18 protein-coding genes and 1 tRNA gene are annotated in these 18728 nt (G+C 63.0%); 9 read left to right on the forward strand and 10 right to left on the reverse strand.

Annotated elements, in window-relative coordinates:
- Positions 1-188: CvpA family protein (locus HP499_RS07885; protein ID WP_375154245.1), on the reverse strand; the 188-nt coding region annotated here is incomplete at its 3' end.
- A gap of 245 nt (positions 189-433) precedes the next feature.
- Here HP499_RS07885 and HP499_RS07890 point away from each other — a divergent pair.
- On the forward strand, positions 434-1111 hold the full coding sequence (locus HP499_RS07890; protein WP_011775987.1) for a Crp/Fnr family transcriptional regulator: 678 nt from the start codon (positions 434-436) through the stop codon (positions 1109-1111).
- A 139-nt stretch (positions 1112-1250) separates the two neighbouring features.
- Here HP499_RS07890 and HP499_RS07895 read toward each other — a convergent pair whose 3' ends face one another.
- From HP499_RS07895 to HP499_RS07905, 3 genes are read right to left on the reverse strand one after another with little or no spacing between them, the layout of a single operon-like run.
- The gene (locus tag HP499_RS07895; protein ID WP_172323529.1) at positions 1251-2162 is read right to left on the reverse strand and encodes an NUDIX hydrolase; all 912 of its coding nucleotides are present in this window, start codon (positions 2160-2162) and stop codon (positions 1251-1253) included.
- Positions 2163-2179: 17 nt separating this feature from the next.
- A complete protein-coding gene (locus HP499_RS07900) occupies positions 2180-2716 on the reverse strand; it encodes a RidA family protein (protein WP_172323531.1) in 537 nt (178 codons plus the stop codon).
- A gap of 2 nt (positions 2717-2718) precedes the next feature.
- Complete coding sequence (locus HP499_RS07905) at positions 2719-2874, reverse strand: DUF4177 domain-containing protein (protein ID WP_172323533.1); 156 nt, start codon at positions 2872-2874, stop codon at positions 2719-2721.
- Between HP499_RS07905 and HP499_RS07910 the strand changes: the two genes are divergently transcribed.
- From HP499_RS07910 to HP499_RS07930, 5 genes are all read left to right on the forward strand, one after another.
- Positions 2873-5215 carry a transglycosylase domain-containing protein gene (locus HP499_RS07910; protein ID WP_172323534.1) on the forward strand — a complete coding sequence of 781 codons (2343 nt, stop codon included), beginning with the start codon at positions 2873-2875 and terminating at the stop codon, positions 5213-5215. The two genes, HP499_RS07905 and HP499_RS07910, sit on opposite strands and share 2 nt — an antisense overlap.
- A gap of 2 nt (positions 5216-5217) precedes the next feature.
- Positions 5218-6165, forward strand: coding sequence for a metallophosphoesterase (locus HP499_RS07915; protein ID WP_172323536.1), 948 nt, complete (start codon positions 5218-5220; stop codon positions 6163-6165).
- Between the two features lie 152 nt (positions 6166-6317).
- Positions 6318-8117 carry an ABC transporter ATP-binding protein gene (locus tag HP499_RS07920; protein ID WP_172323538.1) on the forward strand — a complete coding sequence of 600 codons (1800 nt, stop codon included), beginning with the start codon at positions 6318-6320 and terminating at the stop codon, positions 8115-8117.
- Entirely contained in the window at positions 8114-9946 is a 1833-nt protein-coding gene (locus HP499_RS07925) for an ABC transporter ATP-binding protein (RefSeq protein WP_172323540.1), read from the forward strand. Before HP499_RS07920 ends, HP499_RS07925 begins: the two co-directional genes overlap by 4 nt.
- A gap of 98 nt (positions 9947-10044) precedes the next feature.
- Positions 10045-10121 (forward strand) — tRNA-Pro (locus HP499_RS07930).
- A 120-nt stretch (positions 10122-10241) separates the two neighbouring features.
- Here HP499_RS07930 and HP499_RS07935 read toward each other — a convergent pair.
- A complete protein-coding gene (locus HP499_RS07935; protein WP_172323542.1) occupies positions 10242-10457 on the reverse strand; it encodes a hypothetical protein in 216 nt (71 codons plus the stop codon).
- Positions 10458-10584: 127 nt separating this feature from the next.
- Between HP499_RS07935 and HP499_RS07940 the strand changes: the two genes are divergently transcribed.
- Positions 10585-11850: a helix-turn-helix domain-containing protein gene (locus HP499_RS07940; RefSeq protein WP_172323544.1), complete on the forward strand. Its 1266-nt coding sequence runs from the start codon at positions 10585-10587 to the stop codon at positions 11848-11850.
- 73 nt (positions 11851-11923) lie between these two features.
- Here the strand turns inward: HP499_RS07940 and HP499_RS07945 are convergent, their stop codons facing one another.
- The gene (locus HP499_RS07945; protein ID WP_172323546.1) at positions 11924-12862 is read right to left on the reverse strand and encodes a phosphoribosylaminoimidazolesuccinocarboxamide synthase; all 939 of its coding nucleotides are present in this window, start codon (positions 12860-12862) and stop codon (positions 11924-11926) included.
- Between the two features lie 2 nt (positions 12863-12864).
- On the reverse strand, positions 12865-14175 hold the full coding sequence (purD, locus tag HP499_RS07950) for a phosphoribosylamine--glycine ligase (RefSeq protein WP_172323555.1): 1311 nt from the start codon (positions 14173-14175) through the stop codon (positions 12865-12867).
- Between the two features lie 81 nt (positions 14176-14256).
- Here purD and HP499_RS07955 point away from each other — a divergent pair, with 81 nt between their 5' ends.
- Together HP499_RS07955 and HP499_RS07960 are read left to right on the forward strand one after the other, a co-directional pair.
- Positions 14257-15273, forward strand: a complete 1017-nt coding sequence (locus HP499_RS07955) for an asparaginase (protein WP_172323547.1) — start codon at positions 14257-14259, stop codon at positions 15271-15273.
- Positions 15274-15294: 21 nt separating this feature from the next.
- Positions 15295-15699, forward strand: a complete 405-nt coding sequence (locus HP499_RS07960) for a sterol carrier family protein (RefSeq protein ID WP_172323549.1) — start codon at positions 15295-15297, stop codon at positions 15697-15699.
- A gap of 70 nt (positions 15700-15769) precedes the next feature.
- On the opposite strand, the gene HP499_RS07965 is transcribed toward HP499_RS07960, so the two are convergent.
- From HP499_RS07965 to HP499_RS07975, 3 genes are all read right to left on the reverse strand, one after another.
- The gene (locus tag HP499_RS07965) at positions 15770-17257 is read right to left on the reverse strand and encodes a cation:dicarboxylate symporter family transporter (RefSeq protein ID WP_172323551.1); all 1488 of its coding nucleotides are present in this window, start codon (positions 17255-17257) and stop codon (positions 15770-15772) included.
- 275 nt (positions 17258-17532) lie between these two features.
- Positions 17533-18300, reverse strand: a complete 768-nt coding sequence (locus tag HP499_RS07970) for an SDR family oxidoreductase (RefSeq protein WP_172323553.1) — start codon at positions 18298-18300, stop codon at positions 17533-17535.
- Between the two features lie 34 nt (positions 18301-18334).
- A partial coding sequence (locus tag HP499_RS07975) for an aspartate/glutamate racemase family protein (RefSeq protein ID WP_253951467.1) occupies positions 18335-18728 on the reverse strand: 394 nt, incomplete at its 5' end.

The following is an 18728-nucleotide window of genomic DNA, read 5'->3' on the forward strand; positions in this document are numbered from 1 at the left end:
GTCAGCCTCCAACCACTGTCCGTCACCCAGCCACTCACAAGCGGCACCGCGATGAACGCAGCAACGGCACCCACCACGAATCCGGCAATTCCACCGAGTGTGACCATAAAGCCGTTGCGCAGGCCATAGATCAGGTAGGACAGCAGCATCAAGATCAATGCCAAATCCAATATCGTCAAGCCAAACACCAATGCTCCTCATAGCCGGGTAGCTCCAATTCTAGGTGTGGACCCTGACAACCAACCGTTAGTCGCATCACCACGGCGCCCCGTGAATGCTGCTCTTAGCCTGTTCCGAGGCCCCCATTTAGGGCGTTCCAAGGCTGAAACCCGCGTAGTTTCAGCGTTTCGCGTGCCAAGTACGTCACAGAAGCTTGAAAATTCTGAAACAATGGCCTGAGCGCCACGACCGAAACTTATATTCAGGAGATTTCATGGACATCGAGGTATTGCGCCGCGCACCCCTCTTCGCCACCCTTGACGACGACGCATTCCGCTTGCTGACGGACGAACTCACCGAGGTGGACCTTTCACGCGGAGCCTCCGTGTTCCGCGAAGGCGACCAGGGTGACCAGCTCTACTTCATCGTTTCCGGCAAGGTAAAGCTCGGCCGCACCTCCCCCGATGGCCGCGAGTCCCTGCTGGCCATCCTTGGCCCGGGCGAACTCTTCGGCGAAATGGCGTTGTTCGACCCCAGCCCGCGTACCGCCACGGCCACCGCCGTTTCAGAGACCCGCCTGGCCGGCCTCAAGAACGAGAGCCTCAACGCATTGCTCCGCACGCGCCCCGAGGTTTCCGCGCAGCTTCTGCAGGCTCTGGCCCGCCGTCTCCGCCGCACCAACGACTCTTTGTCCGACCTCGTCTTCTCCGACGTTCCGGGGCGCGTTGCCAAGGCCCTGCTGGACCTGGCCGACCGCTTCGGCCGTCCGGCCACCGACGGCGTCCTGGTAGCTCACGAGCTCACGCAGGAAGAACTGGCCCAGCTGGTTGGTGCTTCCCGCGAAACCGTCAACAAGGCATTGGCCGAGTTCGTTCAGCGCGGTTGGCTCCGCCTGGAAGCCCGCGCCGTAGTGATCCTGGACATGCAGCGTCTGCGCCAGCGTTCGCGCTAAGCATCACAGCAGAAAAGCCGCCCCGGTTCTCACCGGGGCGGCTTTTCTATTGGCACTGCGAGAGCGTGCGGCTCGAGCCCGCGGGACGTGAAAGAGGGACCGGCTCAAACCCGCGGGACGTGAGAGAGGATCGAGGGGGCTAACGCTCGCGCTGGGGTTCTCCGGCGATCGTACGGGCAGCTTCGACCTCGAGCATCAGGATTCCACCTTCGTCCACGAGTTTGGCCTGATACACATGCGCTTTGCGTTTGTAGCTCAGGTAGGCGATGCAACCGTTGGAGGCCGCCATTTTCTCGAGCATGATCTCGGAGCCGGGGACCAGGAGCTGGCCGAGGGTGAGGCCCACCGTATTCGGCTGGCCAATCTCATCACCGAGCGCCGGGGTGTCGCGGAGGGCGATCGCTTCGGCCGCAGTCACCCAGCGACCCCACACGCCCTTGCTCTCCAGGATGCTGGGCTGCTGGTTCACGGGAACCGTGGCAGCGAAGTAGCGGGTATTGAAGCGTGCATGCGCGAAGTCCGGGCTCAGCCAGTTCACCAGGGGTTTGAGCAGATCAGTGCGGAGCGAGAGCCCACGCTTGGAGAGCATCTCCGTGAAGGACTTTTCCTGTGCGGCCACGGCTTCCCGGGCCCTCATCCAGTCCAGCGTTGATGTGGCCTCAACGGTGGAGGAAGCATCCGGTCCGGCGAGCAGCACGCCGGTTTCTTCAAAGAGTTCGCGGATGGCTCCCACCACGTGACGGCGGGCGAGTCCGACGTCGTCCGTTCCCATGTGCTCAGCCCACTGCTGGGGCGTGGGGCCTACCCACCCGACGGGGTCGTCGTCGGACGCGTCCAGGGAACCGCCCGGGAACGCGACAACGCCCAACGGCGAGGATCCTGGCCTGTAACCAAGCCAGGTCTCCAAACCGGTGGGCGAGTCGCGCAAGAGCACAACGGACGATGCGTAGCGGGCGGCCCTGGGGGTCCGCTCGCCGAGCTCAAGCCAGTTTCGGGCTGCCCCTTCGAGTTCGGGAGGCAGTACAAACAGGCGGCGGGCAAGCTGCGGCAATTGGGTGAACCGGTTCCTTAGCTGAATTCAGCAATGAGCTCGACTTCAACAGGAGAGTCGAGCGGCAGGACAGAAACGCCGACGGCGGAGCGTGCGTGCTTGCCGGCGTCGCCGAAGACCTGGCCCAGAAGTTCGGAGGCACCATTGATGACGCCGGGCTGCCCGGTGAAGGTGGACTCGGAGGCTACGAAGCCAACCACCTTGACGATGCGGGTGACCCGGTCAAGATCGCCGATGACGCTCTTGACGGCGGCAAGTGCGTTGATGGCGCAGATCGCGGCGTAGCGCTTGGCGTCGTCGGGATCCACGGTGGGCTCGTCGGACGTGCCCAACTCTCCGAGGGATACCTTGCCCTTAGCTTCGAGTTTGCCGTTAATAAAGGGCAGCTGTCCGGACGTGTAAACGTAGTTGCCGGAGACGATGGCCGGCACGTAGTCGGCAACGGGCGCGGCGACCTCAGGGAGGGTCAATCCGAGCTCGGCAAGACGCTGCTCAACTGCAGACGTGGGGGCGCCGGATTCCGCGGGAGACGTGGTTTCTGCGGGGGTGGTCATGGTTACTGCTTCTCCCTCTTCAGGTATGCAACAAGGCCTTTGCCCTCGGGGCCACCGACAACCTGGACAAGCTCCCAGCCGTCCTCGCCCCACTGGTCCAGGATCTGCTTCGTAGCGTGGATAATGAGCGGAATCGTGGCGTACTCCCATTTGGTCATGACAGAAAGCCTAGCCCTTGCCGGTAAAGTGGAAAACATGGTGACTCGCAAGAACCCACTATTCGACACTGCCACCACCCTCGGAAAGATTCTAGGTTTCCTCGGTGTGAGCGCTATTTGTGGCGTCCTGGTGGCGGGCCTTTTGGTCCCCGCAGCCGCCGTTTCGGGCAGTGCCGCCAGTGGTTCAATCCAGTTCTTTGACACTCTGCCGGCGGAGCTCCAAGTGGATCCGCCCAGCCAGAACACCACGATCCTGGCGAAGGACGGTACGCCGATCGCCTCGATCTATGCGGAGAACAGGACCAAGGTTCCGCTGGATTCGATGAGCCCGTTCATCAAGGACGCTGTCATCGCGATTGAAGACAGCCGATTCTATGAGCACGGCGGCATCGACACCACGGGCATCATGCGAGCCATTGTCAGCACCGCCCGCGGCAACAAGCAGGGCGCGTCCACCATCACGCAGCAGTACGTGAACAACGTCATCAATGAGTCCCTGGTGGCGTCCGACCGTGAAGAAGACGTCAAGCTTAACGGTGGCGGCAAGGGCGTGGGCGACAAACTGCGCGAAATGAAGCTCGCCATCGCGTTGGAGAAGAAGTTCTCCAAAGAGCAGATCCTTGAGGGCTACCTCAACATCGTCTTCTTCAACCGTGACGCCTACGGCATTGAAGCCGCCTCCAAGTTCTTCTTCAGCACCTCCGCGAAGGACCTGACGCTTCCGCAGGCCGCCCTGCTGGCCGGCCTCGTGAACAGCCCCTCGGCCTTCGATCCCATCGCGAACCCGGACAACGCCCAGAAGCGCCGCGACCTCGTACTCGCCGCCATGGTGAACCAGGGCAAGATCACGCAGGCCGAGTACGACGAAGCCGTTGCTACCCCGGTCACCACCAAGGTCACCCCGGCCCGCCAGGGTTGCGCGTACGCCACCATGGCGCCGTACTTCTGCGACTACGTGCTTCACCTGCTCTTCAACAACCCGGCGTATGGCGACACCACCGAAGAGCGCGTCAAGCGCGTCCAGCGTGGTGGCCTCACCATCCAGACCACCCTCGATCCGACAGCCCAGACCGTGGCCCAGCAGCAGGTTGATGCCACGGCCGGCGCCAACCCGGATAAGTGGGGCGCGTCCATCACCTCTGTCCAGCCGGGTACGGGCCAGATCGTCAGCATGGCCCAGAACACGGTCTGGCTGCCTCAAGAGGGCAAGTTCGATCAGACCCAGAACTTCAACGTTGACGTCCTGGACGCCAACGGCAATGACCTCAACGGCATCGGTGGCTTCCAGCCTGGCTCGACCATGAAACCCTTCACGTTCGCCCAGTGGCTGAACGAGGGCAAGTCGATGAACCAGAACGTCAACGCTTCGCGACGAACGTATCAACAAAACTTCCCTTGGCGGAACACGTGTCCCACACCGGTGAACGGTTTCTATGACAAGAGCGTCCCGGGCAGTTTTGACCTCCAGAACTCGGACGAGGGTTACTACCGCAACATGACCGTCCTTTACGGCCTCATGAACTCCATCAACACCGCGACGTTTGCTTCGGCAGCTCAGGTGGACCTCTGCGGGATTCAAGGCATTGTTGATGCCACGGGCATCCATGGGGGGCTCCCGACCCGTGATGAAACGGGTAAGGTTACCGATCCGAACCCCAAGGTCACGATGACTACCTTGTCCAACCTGATCGGCGCCACACAGACTGCACCCCTGACCATGGCGGCTGCATTTGCGACCTTCGCTGCTGACGGAAAGTACTGTGAGCCGATTGCCATCACATCTGTCAAGGACCAGTCGGGCGCTGAATTGCCTGCCCAGTCATCCAACTGCAAAAACGCCGTTGAGCCCGCCGTCGCCCGGGGCGTTGCGTACGCCATGCAGGAAGTGCTCAACGCAGGATCGGGTTCGCTGATCCGCCCGTCACTTTCCACGAAGGGCAATTTCCCGGTGGCCGCCAAGACTGGCACCAACGACTCCAATGGCTCCACCTGGGTTGTTGGTTACACCACCGGCCTGGCCACGGCTTCCTGGTTCGGCGACCCGCTGGACAATCAGCTCCGCCCCGGACGCAATCTGACCGTCAACGGTAAGTTCTACGAGGCCATTGACGGTTACATGATTGCCGGTCCGCAGTTCACCAACTACATGTTGTCGGTGGCTCCTGCCTACGGCACCAACCCCTTCCCAGCGCCGCCGTCCAACCTGCTGGGCACGGCGGCCCCGCAGCGCAACACCACGCCTGCGCCGTCCAATCCGAACCCCGCCCCGCCCTCCAACAACGGAAACGGCGGCAACGGAAACAATGGCAATAACGGCAACGGCAACAACGATAAGGACTAATCGTGTCCTTCCGTGATTCACTGGCAAACCGCGTCCGCACCGTCGGGCGCGGTTTCGCCGTCACTACAGCCCTCGGTGCAACAGCCGGCGCGGCAGCAGCTGCCTACGGCTGGTGGGAGAAGGACCAGTTCGAGGTCCGCCAGGAAACTTTGCCGATCCTTCCAGAGGGTGCGGCGCCGTTCCGGATCCTGCACCTCAGTGACATCCACTTCGTCCCGGGCCAGGACAAGAAGGCCCAGTGGCTTGAGTCCTTGGCTGAGCTGAAGCCCGACCTCGTGGTCAATACAGGCGACAACCTGAGCCATGCGAAGGCCATAGATCCCCTGATCCGGGCTCTACGTCCGCTGTTGGAGTTCCCCGGGGTGTTCGTTCCCGGGTCCAACGACTATTACGCGCCAAGGATCAAGAATCCTGCCGGCTACTTCCGCGGACCGTCGAGGCACAAGAAAGACCCCGTCAAGCTCGATTGGCCGAGGCTTCGCTCCGCGTTCGGTATGGGTGGTTGGATCGATCTGACCAACCGTGCCCAGTCGGTGGTCCTGAATGGACTCCGGTTCGATTTCTCGGGAGTGGACGATCCCCACCTCAAACGCGAGCGGTATGCCGGCTGGCCCCGCGGAACCGTGAACCAGGATGCGCGCCGCCACCTGAAGGTGGGCGTCATCCACGCTCCGTACCAGCGCGTGCTGGACCACTTCACCGAGGCCGGAGCAGACCTGATCCTCGCCGGCCACACGCACGGCGGCCAGATCTGCATCCCCGGCTACGGAGCCCTCGTCTCCAACTGCGACCTCCCCACGTGGCGCGCCAAGGGCCTCCACGACTGGGAAAGCAAGGAATTCACGACGCCGGTGAACGTCTCCGGCGGCATCGGAACCTCGCGCTTCGCCCCGGTCCGCATCGCCTGCCGCCCGGAGGCAGTCCTGCTCACCCTCACGGCACGCAGCTAAACGTAGAGGGATCATTACGATCCTCAATAACTGGGTCAAACATTTCACCGACGTTGCGTTCTCCTGTGAAACGAATCACGCCATGGCATAGGGTAGTTGCTACGGGAAACTACCTCCGCACCATCTGAAGATCCAGCTGTTGAGAAGCGGGCATGTCCAAGCAAACGTCATTTTTCACCTCCGTAGGCCGCCTGTACCCTCATGTGCGGCCCATCCTCCCCCGCCTTTTCATGGGCCTGATCTGCGCCTTGCTCGCGAGCATTGTTGCGCTGACGATTCCGCAGGTCCTGCGCGTCCTCGTCAACAACTCCTTGCAGCCGGGCGGTTCCACGGACGCAGTCTGGATTGCCGCCGTCGTGATTCTTGCGTTGGGTGTGGCTGAAGCGGGACTGGTGGCCTTGCGCCGGCAGTTCGTTATCAACCCGGCCACGACGGTTGAGACCAGGATGCGGGTGACCCTGTACGGTCACCTGCAAGAGCTCACCGTGGCGTTCCACGATCGCTGGGGCTCGGGCCAACTGCTCTCCCGGGCCATGACGGACCTGAGCTTCCTGCGCCGTTGGATGGCCTTTGGTGCCATCATGCTGGTGGTCACCACGCTGACGGTGATCATCGGCGTCGGCGTGATGTTCTCCATGAGCTGGCAACTGGCGCTGATCTTCCTGGGCGCGGCAGTGCCGATCATGATCAATTCCTTCCGCTTCCGCCGCCGCTTCAGCCTGGTCACCCGCCTCAGCCAGGACCAAGCCGGCGACCTCGCCACCACCGTTGAGGAATCCGTCCACGGCATCCGCGTCCTGAAGGCCTTTGGCCGGAGCCGCGAGGCGCTGGAGAACTTCAACGGGCAGGCCGAGGAACTTCGCCAGACGGAGATCGCGAAAGCCAAGCAGCAAGCCGGTTTCACCCTGGTGGTCACGCTGCTTCCGGAGCTGGCTCTGGGCGTCGGGCTGGTGGTGGGAATCATGCTGGCCGCCAGTGGAGAACTCAGCATCGGCTCGCTGGTGGCATTCTTCGCCACGGCTGCAGTAGTGGCCACACCGGTGGAGTTTTCGGGCATGCTCCTTGCCATGGCCCTGACCGCGAAGACCGCCCTGGACCGCCACTTCGAGGTCATGGACACCGAGAACACCATTACCTCGCCGGATCAGGCCGCGGTGCCGGAGACGGTGAAGGGCGCCTTGCGCTTTGAGCACGCGGGTTTCGGGTTCGACGACGGCGGCTCGCTTCTGCACGACCTCACCCTGGATATCCGTCCCGGCGAGACCATGGCCCTGGTGGGCATCACTGGCAGCGGCAAGAGCGCCATGCTCCAACTGGTCCCCCGCCTGTATGACGTCACCGAAGGTGCAGTGACGATCGACGGCGTTGATGTCCGCGAGCACGACGTTGAGGAGCTTCGCAGGATAGTGGCCGTAGCTTTCGAGGACACCACGCTGTTCTCCAGCTCCGTGCGGGACAACGTGCTCCTGGGCGCTCCCGATCCCAGCGATGCCGCCTTGGATGAAGCCCTGGACGTGGCACAGGCCCAGTTTGCCTACTCATTGCCCGATGGCGTGGACACGCTGATCGGCGAAGAGGGGCTGAGCCTCTCCGGCGGCCAGCGCCAGCGCATCGCCCTGGCCCGCGCCATCGCGGCCAAGCCAAAAGTCCTGGTGCTGGATGACCCCCTGTCCGCGTTGGACGTCAACACTGAGGAGCGCGTGGAAGCCCGTTTGCGGGAGGTCCTGCGCGAGACCACCACGTTGATCGTCGCGCACCGCCCTTCCACGGTGGCACTGGCGGACCGGGTGGCCTTGCTCGAAAACGGAACCATCACCGCCGTCGGGACCCATACGGAACTCTTGGCCGAAAACGATCACTACCGCTACGTCATTGCCAGCCTGGACGCCGGTCCCAAGGACCTGGACACCGAAATGGACGAGCTCGAAGAAGCTGAGGAGGCCCGCCGGTGAGTGCCGCAACGTTTGGAACCGCCAACGAGGACAACACGCTCCTCACCAAAGCAGACAGCAAAGCCGTACGACGCCGGTCGCTCACCTTGCTTGCCTCGCTCATCCGCCCGGTACGGTTGCGTTTCTGGCTGACGATCGTGATGGTGGTGGTCTCGCAGCTCACCCGGGTTGCCGGACCTGCGCTCATCGCGTTCGGGATCGACAACGCCCTCCCTGCACTGCAGGCGGGTGACAACGGGCCCTTGGTGCTTGCTGGTTCCCTCTATCTGGCAGCTGCGATTGCCACAGCTGGAATGACGGCGCTGTACGTGACGTCGACTGCCCGGTTGAGCCAAGCCATGCTGCTGGATCTTCGCCTGAGGGTTTTCCGGCATACCCAGCGGCTGAGCCTTGAGTTCCACGAGAAATACACGTCCGGGCGCATCATTGCCCGTCAGACCTCGGACCTCGAAGCTCTCCGGGAACTCCTGGACTCAGGCGTCAGCTCATTGGCCTCCGGCATGCTGTTCATGGTGTTCACCGCCTTCACCATCTTTGCCCTTGACTGGCGGAGCGGACTGATCGTCCTGGCAGCCGGCGTGCCCATGTTCTTCCTGGCCCGCTGGTACCAGAAGCATTCGCAGATAGCCTTCCGTGAGTCCCGCGTGGTCTCAGCCCGCCTGATCGTCCACTTCGTGGAAACCATGACCGGAATCCGCGCGGTGAAGGCTTTCCGCAAGGAGCGCGAGAATGCCTCCCGGTACGGCGAACTGGCCGAGGATTACCGCAAGAACACCGTCCGCTCCATCAACCTGAACGGCATTTTCCAGCCTGGCCTGGTGTTGATCGGCAACGTCTGCGTCGCCGTGGTCCTGCTGTTCGGCGGTTTCCGGGTGCTCAGTGGCGACTTGGCTGTCGGCGTCCTGCTGGCACTGATCCTGTCCACCAAGCGCTTCTTCCAGCCCGTGGACCAGATGGCCATGTTCTACAACTCCTTCCAGAGCGCACAGGCAGCATTGGAAAAGGTGTCCGGACTCCTTGAGGAAGTTCCCACCGTCCGTCCGCCCAAGAACCCTGTGGCGCTGAAGAGCTCCCGCGGCGAAATCGACTTCAAGGCCGTGGAGTTTGGCTACAGCGATGGCAAGGTTGTTGTTCCCAAGCTCGACCTGCACATACCGGCAGGGCAAACCGTTGCTTTGGTGGGCCAAACGGGTGCGGGGAAGTCAACGTTGGCTAAGCTCGTGGCCCGCTTCTACGACGTCACCTCCGGCGCGATCACGCTGGACGGCGTGGACCTCAGGGACCTGTCCACCACCGACCTCCGCCGCGCCGTGGTGATGGTGACACAGGAAGCATTCCTGTTCAGCGGCTCCGTTGCCGACAACATCGCACTGGGCCGGCCGGAGGCGTCGCGGGCTGAGATTGAGGCGGCTGCTGCAGCGGTGGGAGCCCACGAGTTCATCATGAGCCTCCCCGAGGGCTACGACACGGACGTCAACAAGCGCGGTGGGCGGGTGTCCTCCGGGCAACGGCAGCTCATCGGTTTCGCCCGCGCCTTCCTTGCCGCACCGGCCGTGCTGATCCTTGATGAGGCAACATCCTCCCTGGACATTCCTTCCGAGCGCATGGTGCAGCAAGGACTGTCCAACCTGCTGGAAGGAGTGGCCGGTGGCAGAGGGGCCAGGACAGCAATCATCATCGCCCACCGGCTCTCCACTGTAGAGACGGCCGACAGGGTTCTGGTGGTCCACGATGGCCGCATTGTGGAAGACGGAACACCCGCCGAGCTGATCAGTGGAGGCGGGCGGTTTGCCCAACTGCATGGGGCGTGGCGGGACTCGCTGGTGTAGCCTCCGCTGCCTCGTGGCTGTGACAAGGGGCACCGGCTCCTCGATTTCGCATCACGGGACGTTTCGGCTATTCTTGAACAGTTGCTTTCGCAGCGGATCGGGATGTAGCGCAGCTTGGTAGCGCGCTTCGTTCGGGACGAAGAGGTCGCAGGTTCAAATCCTGTCATCCCGACCAAACAAAGAGGGTCTTCCATTGGAAGGCCCTCTTTTGTGTTCCCTTGACCTTGCAAATGAGCAAAAAGAAACCCCGGGGCATCGCTCGTCACGCCCCGGGGTTTCTTTAACTACACTTGCTTTACATAGGGTCGGGCCAGTTGCCAATGGACATCGGCGTGTACGTGGTGTCCGTTGACTTGGTCGGCGCCACCACGCGCATCGGGTCCGGCCAGTTACCAATGGCACTTACTGTGCTGGAATCTGCTGCGGGAGCAGCAGAGACTACACCGGGAGCCGCAACCGCGAACGTCAGTGCGCCCGCCACGGCCACTGAAGCGATGATTTTCTTGAACATGATGTTGTACCCCAATGCGAGTCGGATTCGTTACGGAAATTGCACGGTCCCTGTTGACATACATTGTAAAATGTTTTCCACAGAGACTGTCAAGGTTTAGGTCAAAAGACGCCTGTAGGAGGGACCCGTGGGAAACGGATTCGGCGAGAAGCTACGTGCCGAACGGCTCGAACGTGGGTTGACGCAGGCCGAGCTCGGCAAAAACCTGTATTCGCCCAGCTACATTTCGCTGCTGGAGACCGGCCGCCGCGAGCCAACGGCCGAGGTTATCGAAGAGCTGGCCCGTCGGCTGGAACTCGCGCCAAAGGCCTTGGAAGCGTGGAGCCAGCCTGTTTCAGTGAGCGACGCTGAGTACGTCCTGGCCGGCTTGTATGCCCGGCAGGCCTGGGACCTTCGCGACTACCAACTCGCCGCCAGCCACGCCGCCACCGCTGCACAGATCGCCCTCGAGGCCAAGAACAACAGCGCTTGGTGGAACATGACGTACATGCAGGCTGAGTGCGTCATGAAACAAGGACAGCTGAAGGAGTGCCAGCAAATTGTTGAGCACCTTTTGGAGCACCCCATGGCCACGGAATCCGCCGGCCTTGGAGTCCGCGCCTGGCAGATGCTTGCCGCAGTGTGTCACGGACAAGGTCAGCTGGCCACCGCCGTCGAGCACGCCAAGCGAGCCGTCAAGCTCAGCGAGCAGCTTCCCAAAGGATCAACGCTCATCATCGGTGCGCACCGCGCGCTGATCGGCGCGTTGGCCGAGAGCGGCAAGCTGGATGAGGCCTGGGAGTACTGCCTTGCCATGATCGAGCACATGGACGAGCACTCCATGTCCCAGCTCGCAGGCGAGGTTGCCTGGGTGGTGGGCAACGTCGCCTTCATGCGCCACGACTACGTGGAGGGCATCAAGCACCACGAGCGCGCAGCCAAGCTCCTCTCCCCCGCCAATGACATTGAGCTGTGGGCCAGGTTCAACAAGGCATCGGCGGCGGTCCGGCTTTCCTCCGGCATCGTGGAACCGGAAACCCTCTCCGCCATTGAACGTGCCGAACTCGCGTTGTCCATTGTGGGCGGAAACACGACGGATCAGTTGGAGGTCGCCTTCATCCGCGCACGCTGGCTGTACCTGACCGGTGACATTCCGGCCGCCGTCGGGAAGCTCCGCGAAATCCACGCAGACCGCAAGGTCCTGGCCAGGCACACTGCCGGTGAAGTCTCCCTGTTGTTGGGCAAGTCGCTGAAAGCAGCCGGCGAAGCCTCGGAAGCACTCCAGTTCCTCGAGGAGGCCCAGCATGACTTCAGCGCCGCAGGGGCCTCTGATCGGGTGCAGCAAGCCATGGACGCAGTGCTGGAGATCCGCCTCGCCGAGCGTCGCGCGGCGAAAGAACACTCGCAAGCCTGATTAACCAGGTAAGTCGCAGTTAAGCGCGTTTTGAGGGGTCAAACGCGCTTAACTGCGACTCAGTTGGGTGCTTCTAGGCGAAGGTGCGGCCCGTCAGCTTCTCGTACGCTTCGACGTAGCGGGCACGGGTGCGCTCCACTACCTCAGCGGGAAGTGCCGGCGGCGGAGTGTCAGAGAACTTGTCCCAGCCGGACTCGGCGGACGTCAGCCAGTCGCGGACATACTGCTTGTCATAGGACGGCTGCGACTTGCCCGGCGCGTACGTGGACGCGTCCCAGAAGCGTGAAGAATCCGGGGTGAGGACTTCGTCGCCCAGGGTGATGACGCCCGTTGCTGCATCAATGCCGAACTCCACCTTGGTGTCGGCCAGGATGATGCCGCGTTCACGGGCGATCTCCTCAGCGCGGGTGTAGATCTTCAGCGTTAGCTCGCTCAGGCGGGCAGCAATATCGTCGCCCACCATGGCTACGACGTCGTCGTAGGTGATGTTGACGTCATGCTCGCCCACCTCGGCCTTGGCCGACGGCGTGAACAAGGCCTTGTCCAGGCGGGAACCGTCCACCAGGCCCTCGGGCAGCGGGATCTCGCAGACCGTGCCGTGTTCCTTGTACTCCACCAGGCCGGAGCCAGTGAGGTACCCGCGGGCAATGCACTCCACAGGGAACATATCCAGCTTCTTGCAGATCATGGCCCGTCCCTCGACCGCGGCAGGTACGCCACCCTCCACCGTGGAGGCCAGCACGTGGTGCTCAACCTCCAGCTGGTCGAACCACCACAGGCTCAGCTGCGTCAGGACACGGCCCTTGTCCGGGATCTCGCTGCTCAGCACGTGATCGTAGGCGCTGATGCGGTCGCTGGCCACAACCAGCACGCACTCCTGGCCGATCTTCTCCGTGATGGCCTCATCTGCCGGAACATAGAGGTCCCGGACCTTTCCGGAATAGACGTGGGTCCAGCCCGGAAGGTCCAGGGTCTCGGTCTCGAAACCGCCGGTGGGAAGAGAATCAGTCATGCTCAGGCCTGCACTTTCGGAATGGTGCCGGTAGCGGTGTACGGCACTCGGATTTCGCCGCGTGCGGCTTTGCCTCCGATGTCCGTACGGAACTGTGAGCCTTCAAGCTGAACCAGCTCCACGCCGTCGTACGCTTTTTCGCGGGCCTCCACCAGATCGGAACCGAGCGCCACAACAGCCAGGACGCGGCCGCCGGCGGAGACCACCTTGCCTTCGTCGTCCAGCTTGGTGCCGGCGTGGACCACGTGGACGCCGTCCAGCTCGTCCACCTTCTTCAGGCCGCGGATGCGATCGCCGGTGCGGGGTGCGTCCGGGTAGTTTTCGGCGGCGACGACGACGGCGACTGCCGTGTCCTTGGACCAGCGCAGCTCTTCTGCGGTGTCCAGTTCGCCCTTGGCAGCTGCCAGCAGCAGCGCACCGAGCGGGGTCTTGAGGCGGGCCAGGACGGCCTGGGTCTCGGGGTCGCCGAAGCGGACGTTGAACTCGATGACGCGGGTGCCGCGGGACGTCAGGGCGAGGCCGCAGTACAGCACGCCAATAAAGGGGGTGCCGCGGCGGGCCATCTCATCCACTGTGGGCTGGGCGACGCGGTCGATGACTTCCTGGACCAGGCCCTCGGGGGCCCATTCAAGCGGGGTGTAAGCGCCCATGCCACCGGTGTTGGGGCCTTCGTCGTTGTCGAAGATGCGCTTGAAATCCTGTGCCGGGGACAACGGGACAGTGGTACGGCCGTCGCAGAGGACGAACAGGGAAACCTCGGGGCCGTCAAGGAATTCCTCGATCACCACGGTTCCACCGGCGTCGAAGCACGCCTGGGCATGGGCCAAGGCCTCCGCGCGGTCCTTGGTGACCACCACGCCCTTGCCGGCTGCCAGGCCATCGTCCTTGACCACGTGGGGCACACCGAAGGTGTCCAGGGCGTCGGCGGCTTCCTCGGCGTTGGTGGCAACGCGGGCCATGGCCGTGGGAACGTTGGCTTCGGCCATGATCTGCTTGGCGAAGGCCTTGGAAGCCTCCAGCTGGGCAGCTTCCTTGCTGGGACCAAAGACCGGAATGCCGGCTTCACGGACGGCGTCGGACACGCCGGCAGCCAGCGGCGCCTCGGGTCCTACAACAACCAGGTCCACTGCCAGCTTGGTGGCGAGGGCGGACACGGCTTCCGGGTTGTTCCCGTCAATCGCATGGGTGGGAACGAGTTTGCTGATTCCCGCGTTGCCCGGGGCCGCGTGGACCTCGGAAACGTTGGGATCTTCAAGCAGAGAGCGGACAATGGCGTGTTCGCGGCCGCCTGGGCCAATGACGAGTACCTTCACAGTCCTCAAGGGTACTTTGTGAAGGGCGCGCGGCCTAAGCTGTGTCACTCCCCGGACCCAGCTGCGCCCTAGACTTGGCATATGCCCATGAGTTCGCATGAAACGTTCAACGTTGAGTCCGCGGTGGAACTGGCAGTGATCGAACGAAGTGGCTTTATTGAGTCCCGGCACATCGGCGCGGCCGTTGTTCTTGCCGGTGACGGCTCGGTGGTCACCCGTCTTGGTGACATCGATGCCCCCATCCTGGCCCGCTCCACCCTTAAGCCCTTCCAGGCCCTGGCCTCCATGCAGTCGGGCGTGCCCTTGCGCGGCGCCCAGGTTGCTGTTGCCTGTGGCAGCCACACCGGCTCCCTTGACCACATGGACGTGGTGGAGGGAATGCTCAAAGCGGCCGGCGTGAAGGAAGAGAACCTCCAATGCCCCACAGCGTGGCCGCAGGATGAGACCGCCCGCAACTGGCTGGTCCGCTCGGAGCGTGGCGAGTCCAAGCTGGCTTTCAATTGCTCCGGCAAGCACGCTGCGTTCCTGTGGGCGTGCACGGAAAACAGCTGGGACCTCCGCAGCTACCTTGAACCGAACCACCCGCTTCAGCAGCGGGTCCGTTCTGTCATTGAGGAATACACCGGCGAAACCATTTCGCACTTGGGGATCGATGGCTGCGGCGCACCCGTTGCCGCCGTGTCACTGACCGGCCTGGCCCGTGCGTACTCCCGTTTGGCCAAGTCTCCGGGGGACAAAACGTCCAACGCCCGTGCCGCCACCATCGCCACGTCCATGCTCGACTACCCCTGGGCCGTGCAAGGCAAGGGTGAGTCCAACACGATCGTCATGGAAGAACTCGAGGTCCTGGCAAAGATCGGTGCCGAAGGCGTCCTGGTCCTGGCCACCCCCACGGGCGCCACGGTGGCCGTGAAGATGCTGGACGGGAACCTCCGCGCCACCACCCTGGTAGGGCTGACGCTCCTGGCAGTGAGTGGCGCTGTGGACATCCCCGCCGTGTCGAACGTCCTTGAACGCGTAGTTGAGCCCATCCTCGGAGGCGGACGCACGGTGGGCAAGATCAGGTTGGGCCACGCTGTCTCGGCCCTGCTCGACTAGTACTTCGGAGGAGAAACACCCATGGCAGTTGCACGACGCCGCGTCAACATCGACGAGGGCCGCGCCGCGCTGGCAGCCTGGCAAGCCGCCGTCGAGCCTTCCGGCAGTAACGGTGAGCCGGGCAGCGTTCCCGGGGCGCCGCCGTCGCGCACTCTCATTGCGACGGCGGTCCGCTACTCCCTGGAGGAAGTCACCGCCCGCGCGCCCGGCAATTCAGTGGAAGTACGGGTGCCGCCGTTCGGCGTCACGCAGTGCGTGGAGGGGCCGCGCCACACTCGCGGTACTCCGCCGAACGTGATCGAGTGCGACGCCGACACGTGGCTTTCGCTGGTCACCGGCCGCCTCTCCTGGGCTGACGCGGTTTCGAACCACAGGCTCGCCGCGTCCGGTCTGCGTGCGGACCTCTCGGAACTGCTCCCCCTCTAAGGAGTTTTTGTACAGCTAATGCCCCTAAGACCGTGTCTTAAGGGCATCAGCTGTACAAAAAGTATCCGGTTTAGTCCGGGCAGACCGGGGTGGTTGATTGCCCCTTCTTGCTCATTTCGAACTGCGGGATGTCCTCCGCCGCGGGACCGCCGCGGAACTTCGGCGAGGGCTCCTGGCCACCGCTGATGCGTTCGAGCTCTTGTTCCTCGAAGACTTCTTCCTTGCCAAGCATGATGGCGGAATCGTGGTTGGTGATCTCGCCGTTGAAGGCCCGGAGCATGACGCTACGGTCAAACTGGCCTTCCCACTTGGCTACCACGAACGTTGCCACGCAGTTGCCCAGGAGGTTCACCACCACGCGCATGGAGTCCATCAGGCGGTCGGCTCCGAGGAGGAGCGCGACGCCGGCCACGGGGAAGATGCCGAGCGCGGCGGCTGTGGCGGAGAGCGCCAGGAACGACGAACCCGGCACTCCGGCCATGCCCTTGGAGGTCAGGAGCAGCACGCCCAAGGCAGCCAGCTGCTGGCCAAGGTCAAGGTTGTGGACGAAGGCCTGCGCCAGGAACAACAGTGAGATGGACAGGTAAATCGCGGCGCCGTCCAGGTTGAAGGAGTAACCCGTGGGAACCACCAGGCCCGTGGTGGCACGGGAGCAGCCGGCGTTGGTCAGCTTGGTCATGATGCGCGGCATCACAGCTTCCGTGGAAGCAGTTCCCAGGGCCAGCAGGAATTCCTCGCGGGTGTACTTCAGGAACGCCCACAGCGGAACCCGGGCAAAGCCCCAAGCCACCAGGAACAGCAGGCCGATGAAGATGATCGCGGCTCCGTAGCAGGCGGCTATCAGGAGGGCATAAGTGCTCAGCGTGCCCAGTCCGTACTGGCCGATGATGAAGGCCATGGCACCGAACGCACCAATGGGAGCAACTTTCATGATCCAGGACATGATCTTGAAGATCAGCTCCAGGACGGTCTCCATGAGGCTGATGACGGGGAGGCACCGTTCGCGGCCGATGACCACAATGGCTGCGCCGAAGAAGACGGAGAAGAACAGCACCTGGAGCAGGCTGTTGTTGGCAAAAGCACCGATCACGCTGACGGGAATGACGTCCAGGATGAACGCTGCGGCGTCCTTGGGAGGCGCGTTGCCGGTCTTGGCGTTGAGTGCATCCTGGGAGAGCGTAGCGGGGTCGATATTAAGGCCAGCACCAGGCTGAACGATGTTTCCTACGATGAGCCCGAAGACGAGGGCGAAAAGAGTGGCGCCGGTGAAGTACAGGAGCGCTTTGACCCCGACCCTTCCGACCGCTTTGACGTCGCCCACTGCCGAGATGCCCGTGACGATCACGAGGAAAATCAGCGGGGCAATGATCATTTTGATGAGTTGGATGAATCCATCGCCCAGTGGCCGGAGGGCGGACCCAATGGTCGGCCAAAAATGACCGATGAGCACACCTGCGACGACGGCGATCAGGATTTGAAAAAAGAGCGACTGATACAGCCGCTTTTTCTTCTGCGGGGCCGAACTCGCCTTCAGCGCCGCGGAGTCTGGGATCTTCATTGTTCTGAACCAATCAGTTGTGAACAGCCTCACATTTTGTGGGGTTTTTCAAATGTAGGCCTGCGCGGGCCATTCCGCAAGGGGAAAATTGGTTTCCGTATTGTGGAAGTCACATTCGGTTTGGAGGAGCTCTCGCCGCGCCTCCACCACCTTCTTTGGCGCAGAAATGCCCGCGACACACCGTCTTAGGGGCGTGTCACGGGCATTCCGGAATCACAGTGAGTGGTGGCGGTACAGGCCACCGGTGTTGAGGGCGTTATGTGTACAAAAACTCGCTAGCCGCGGCCGACGAAAGGCATGCCGGCGGCGGTCACCACCAATGAACCGACACTGGCCGACGCCGGCATGTTGGCCATCATCAGCACGGCACGGGCAGCGTCGTCCACGGGGAACATGGGCTCCACTTTGCGGCTGCCATCGGCCTGCAGCGCCCCGGAACCCACGCCTATGGTGTCCATGATCTCGGTACGGGTATTGCCGATGTCGATCTGCCCGCACGTGATGCCGAATTCCCTGCCGTCGAGCTCAATACTCTTGGTCAGGCCGGTCATTGCGTGCTTGGTGACCGTATAGGCCACGGACCTGGGCCTGGGTGAATGCGCTGAGATGGAGCCATTGTTGATGATCCGGCCACCCTGCGGCTCTTGGGCTTTCATGGTCCGCACCGCCTCCGCCGCACACAACATGGAGCCGGTCACGTTCACCCGCAGCGTGGCCTCCCACTCCCCAAAGCTGATCTCACCGACGTCGCCGGCCGGCCCAAAGATGCCGGCATTGTTGAACAGCACATCAACCCGGCCCCAGCGTTGGCGGACGTCCGCGAAAAGGCGCGCGACGTCGTCGGGCGCTGTCACGTCGCATGGAACCGCCAGCGCGTCCGGGTGGTCCCCCGCAGTTTCCAGCAGTTGCGCCTCACGGCGACCAGCCAACGCAACACGGTAACCCTCCGCGAGCATGAGCTTGGCGACCGCGCGGCCAATACCCGAACCTGCCCCGGTGACGACGGCGACCCTCGGGCCTGTGGGCGGGTGTGAGTCAGTCATGTGGTTGCCTTTCGGGGAAGTGCTGGTGCCTGCGTCAGAGTACGACGTCGGCCGGCTCGGTTGCGGTAGCCGGCTCGGCTGAATGCGGGGCTGTGGTTATCGGCCAGCCTATGACAGTCTTCGGACGGGGCGTGGCGTAGGTCCTGACCTTGGACGTGGACAGCCCAAGGCGGACCAGGGACTCAGCGATGGTCACCGCCGCCGCCACACCGTCCACCACCGGAACGCCCGTGCGCTGGCGGATCTGCTCGTCCAGTTCTGCCATGCCGCCGCAGCCCAGGACAATGACCTCGGCCTTGTCCTGGTTGACCGCTTGCTCCGCCTGGCTCACGATCGCCTCAACAGCACGCTCCGGATATTCCTCAAGTTCCAGCACAGCCATGCCACTGGCCCTGACGGAGGCACAGCGTGCGTCCAGGCCGGCCAGC

Origin of the sequence: Paenarthrobacter sp. CM16 (assembly GCF_013179505.1) — a bacterium.
Lineage (GTDB): Bacteria > Actinomycetota > Actinomycetes > Actinomycetales > Micrococcaceae > Arthrobacter.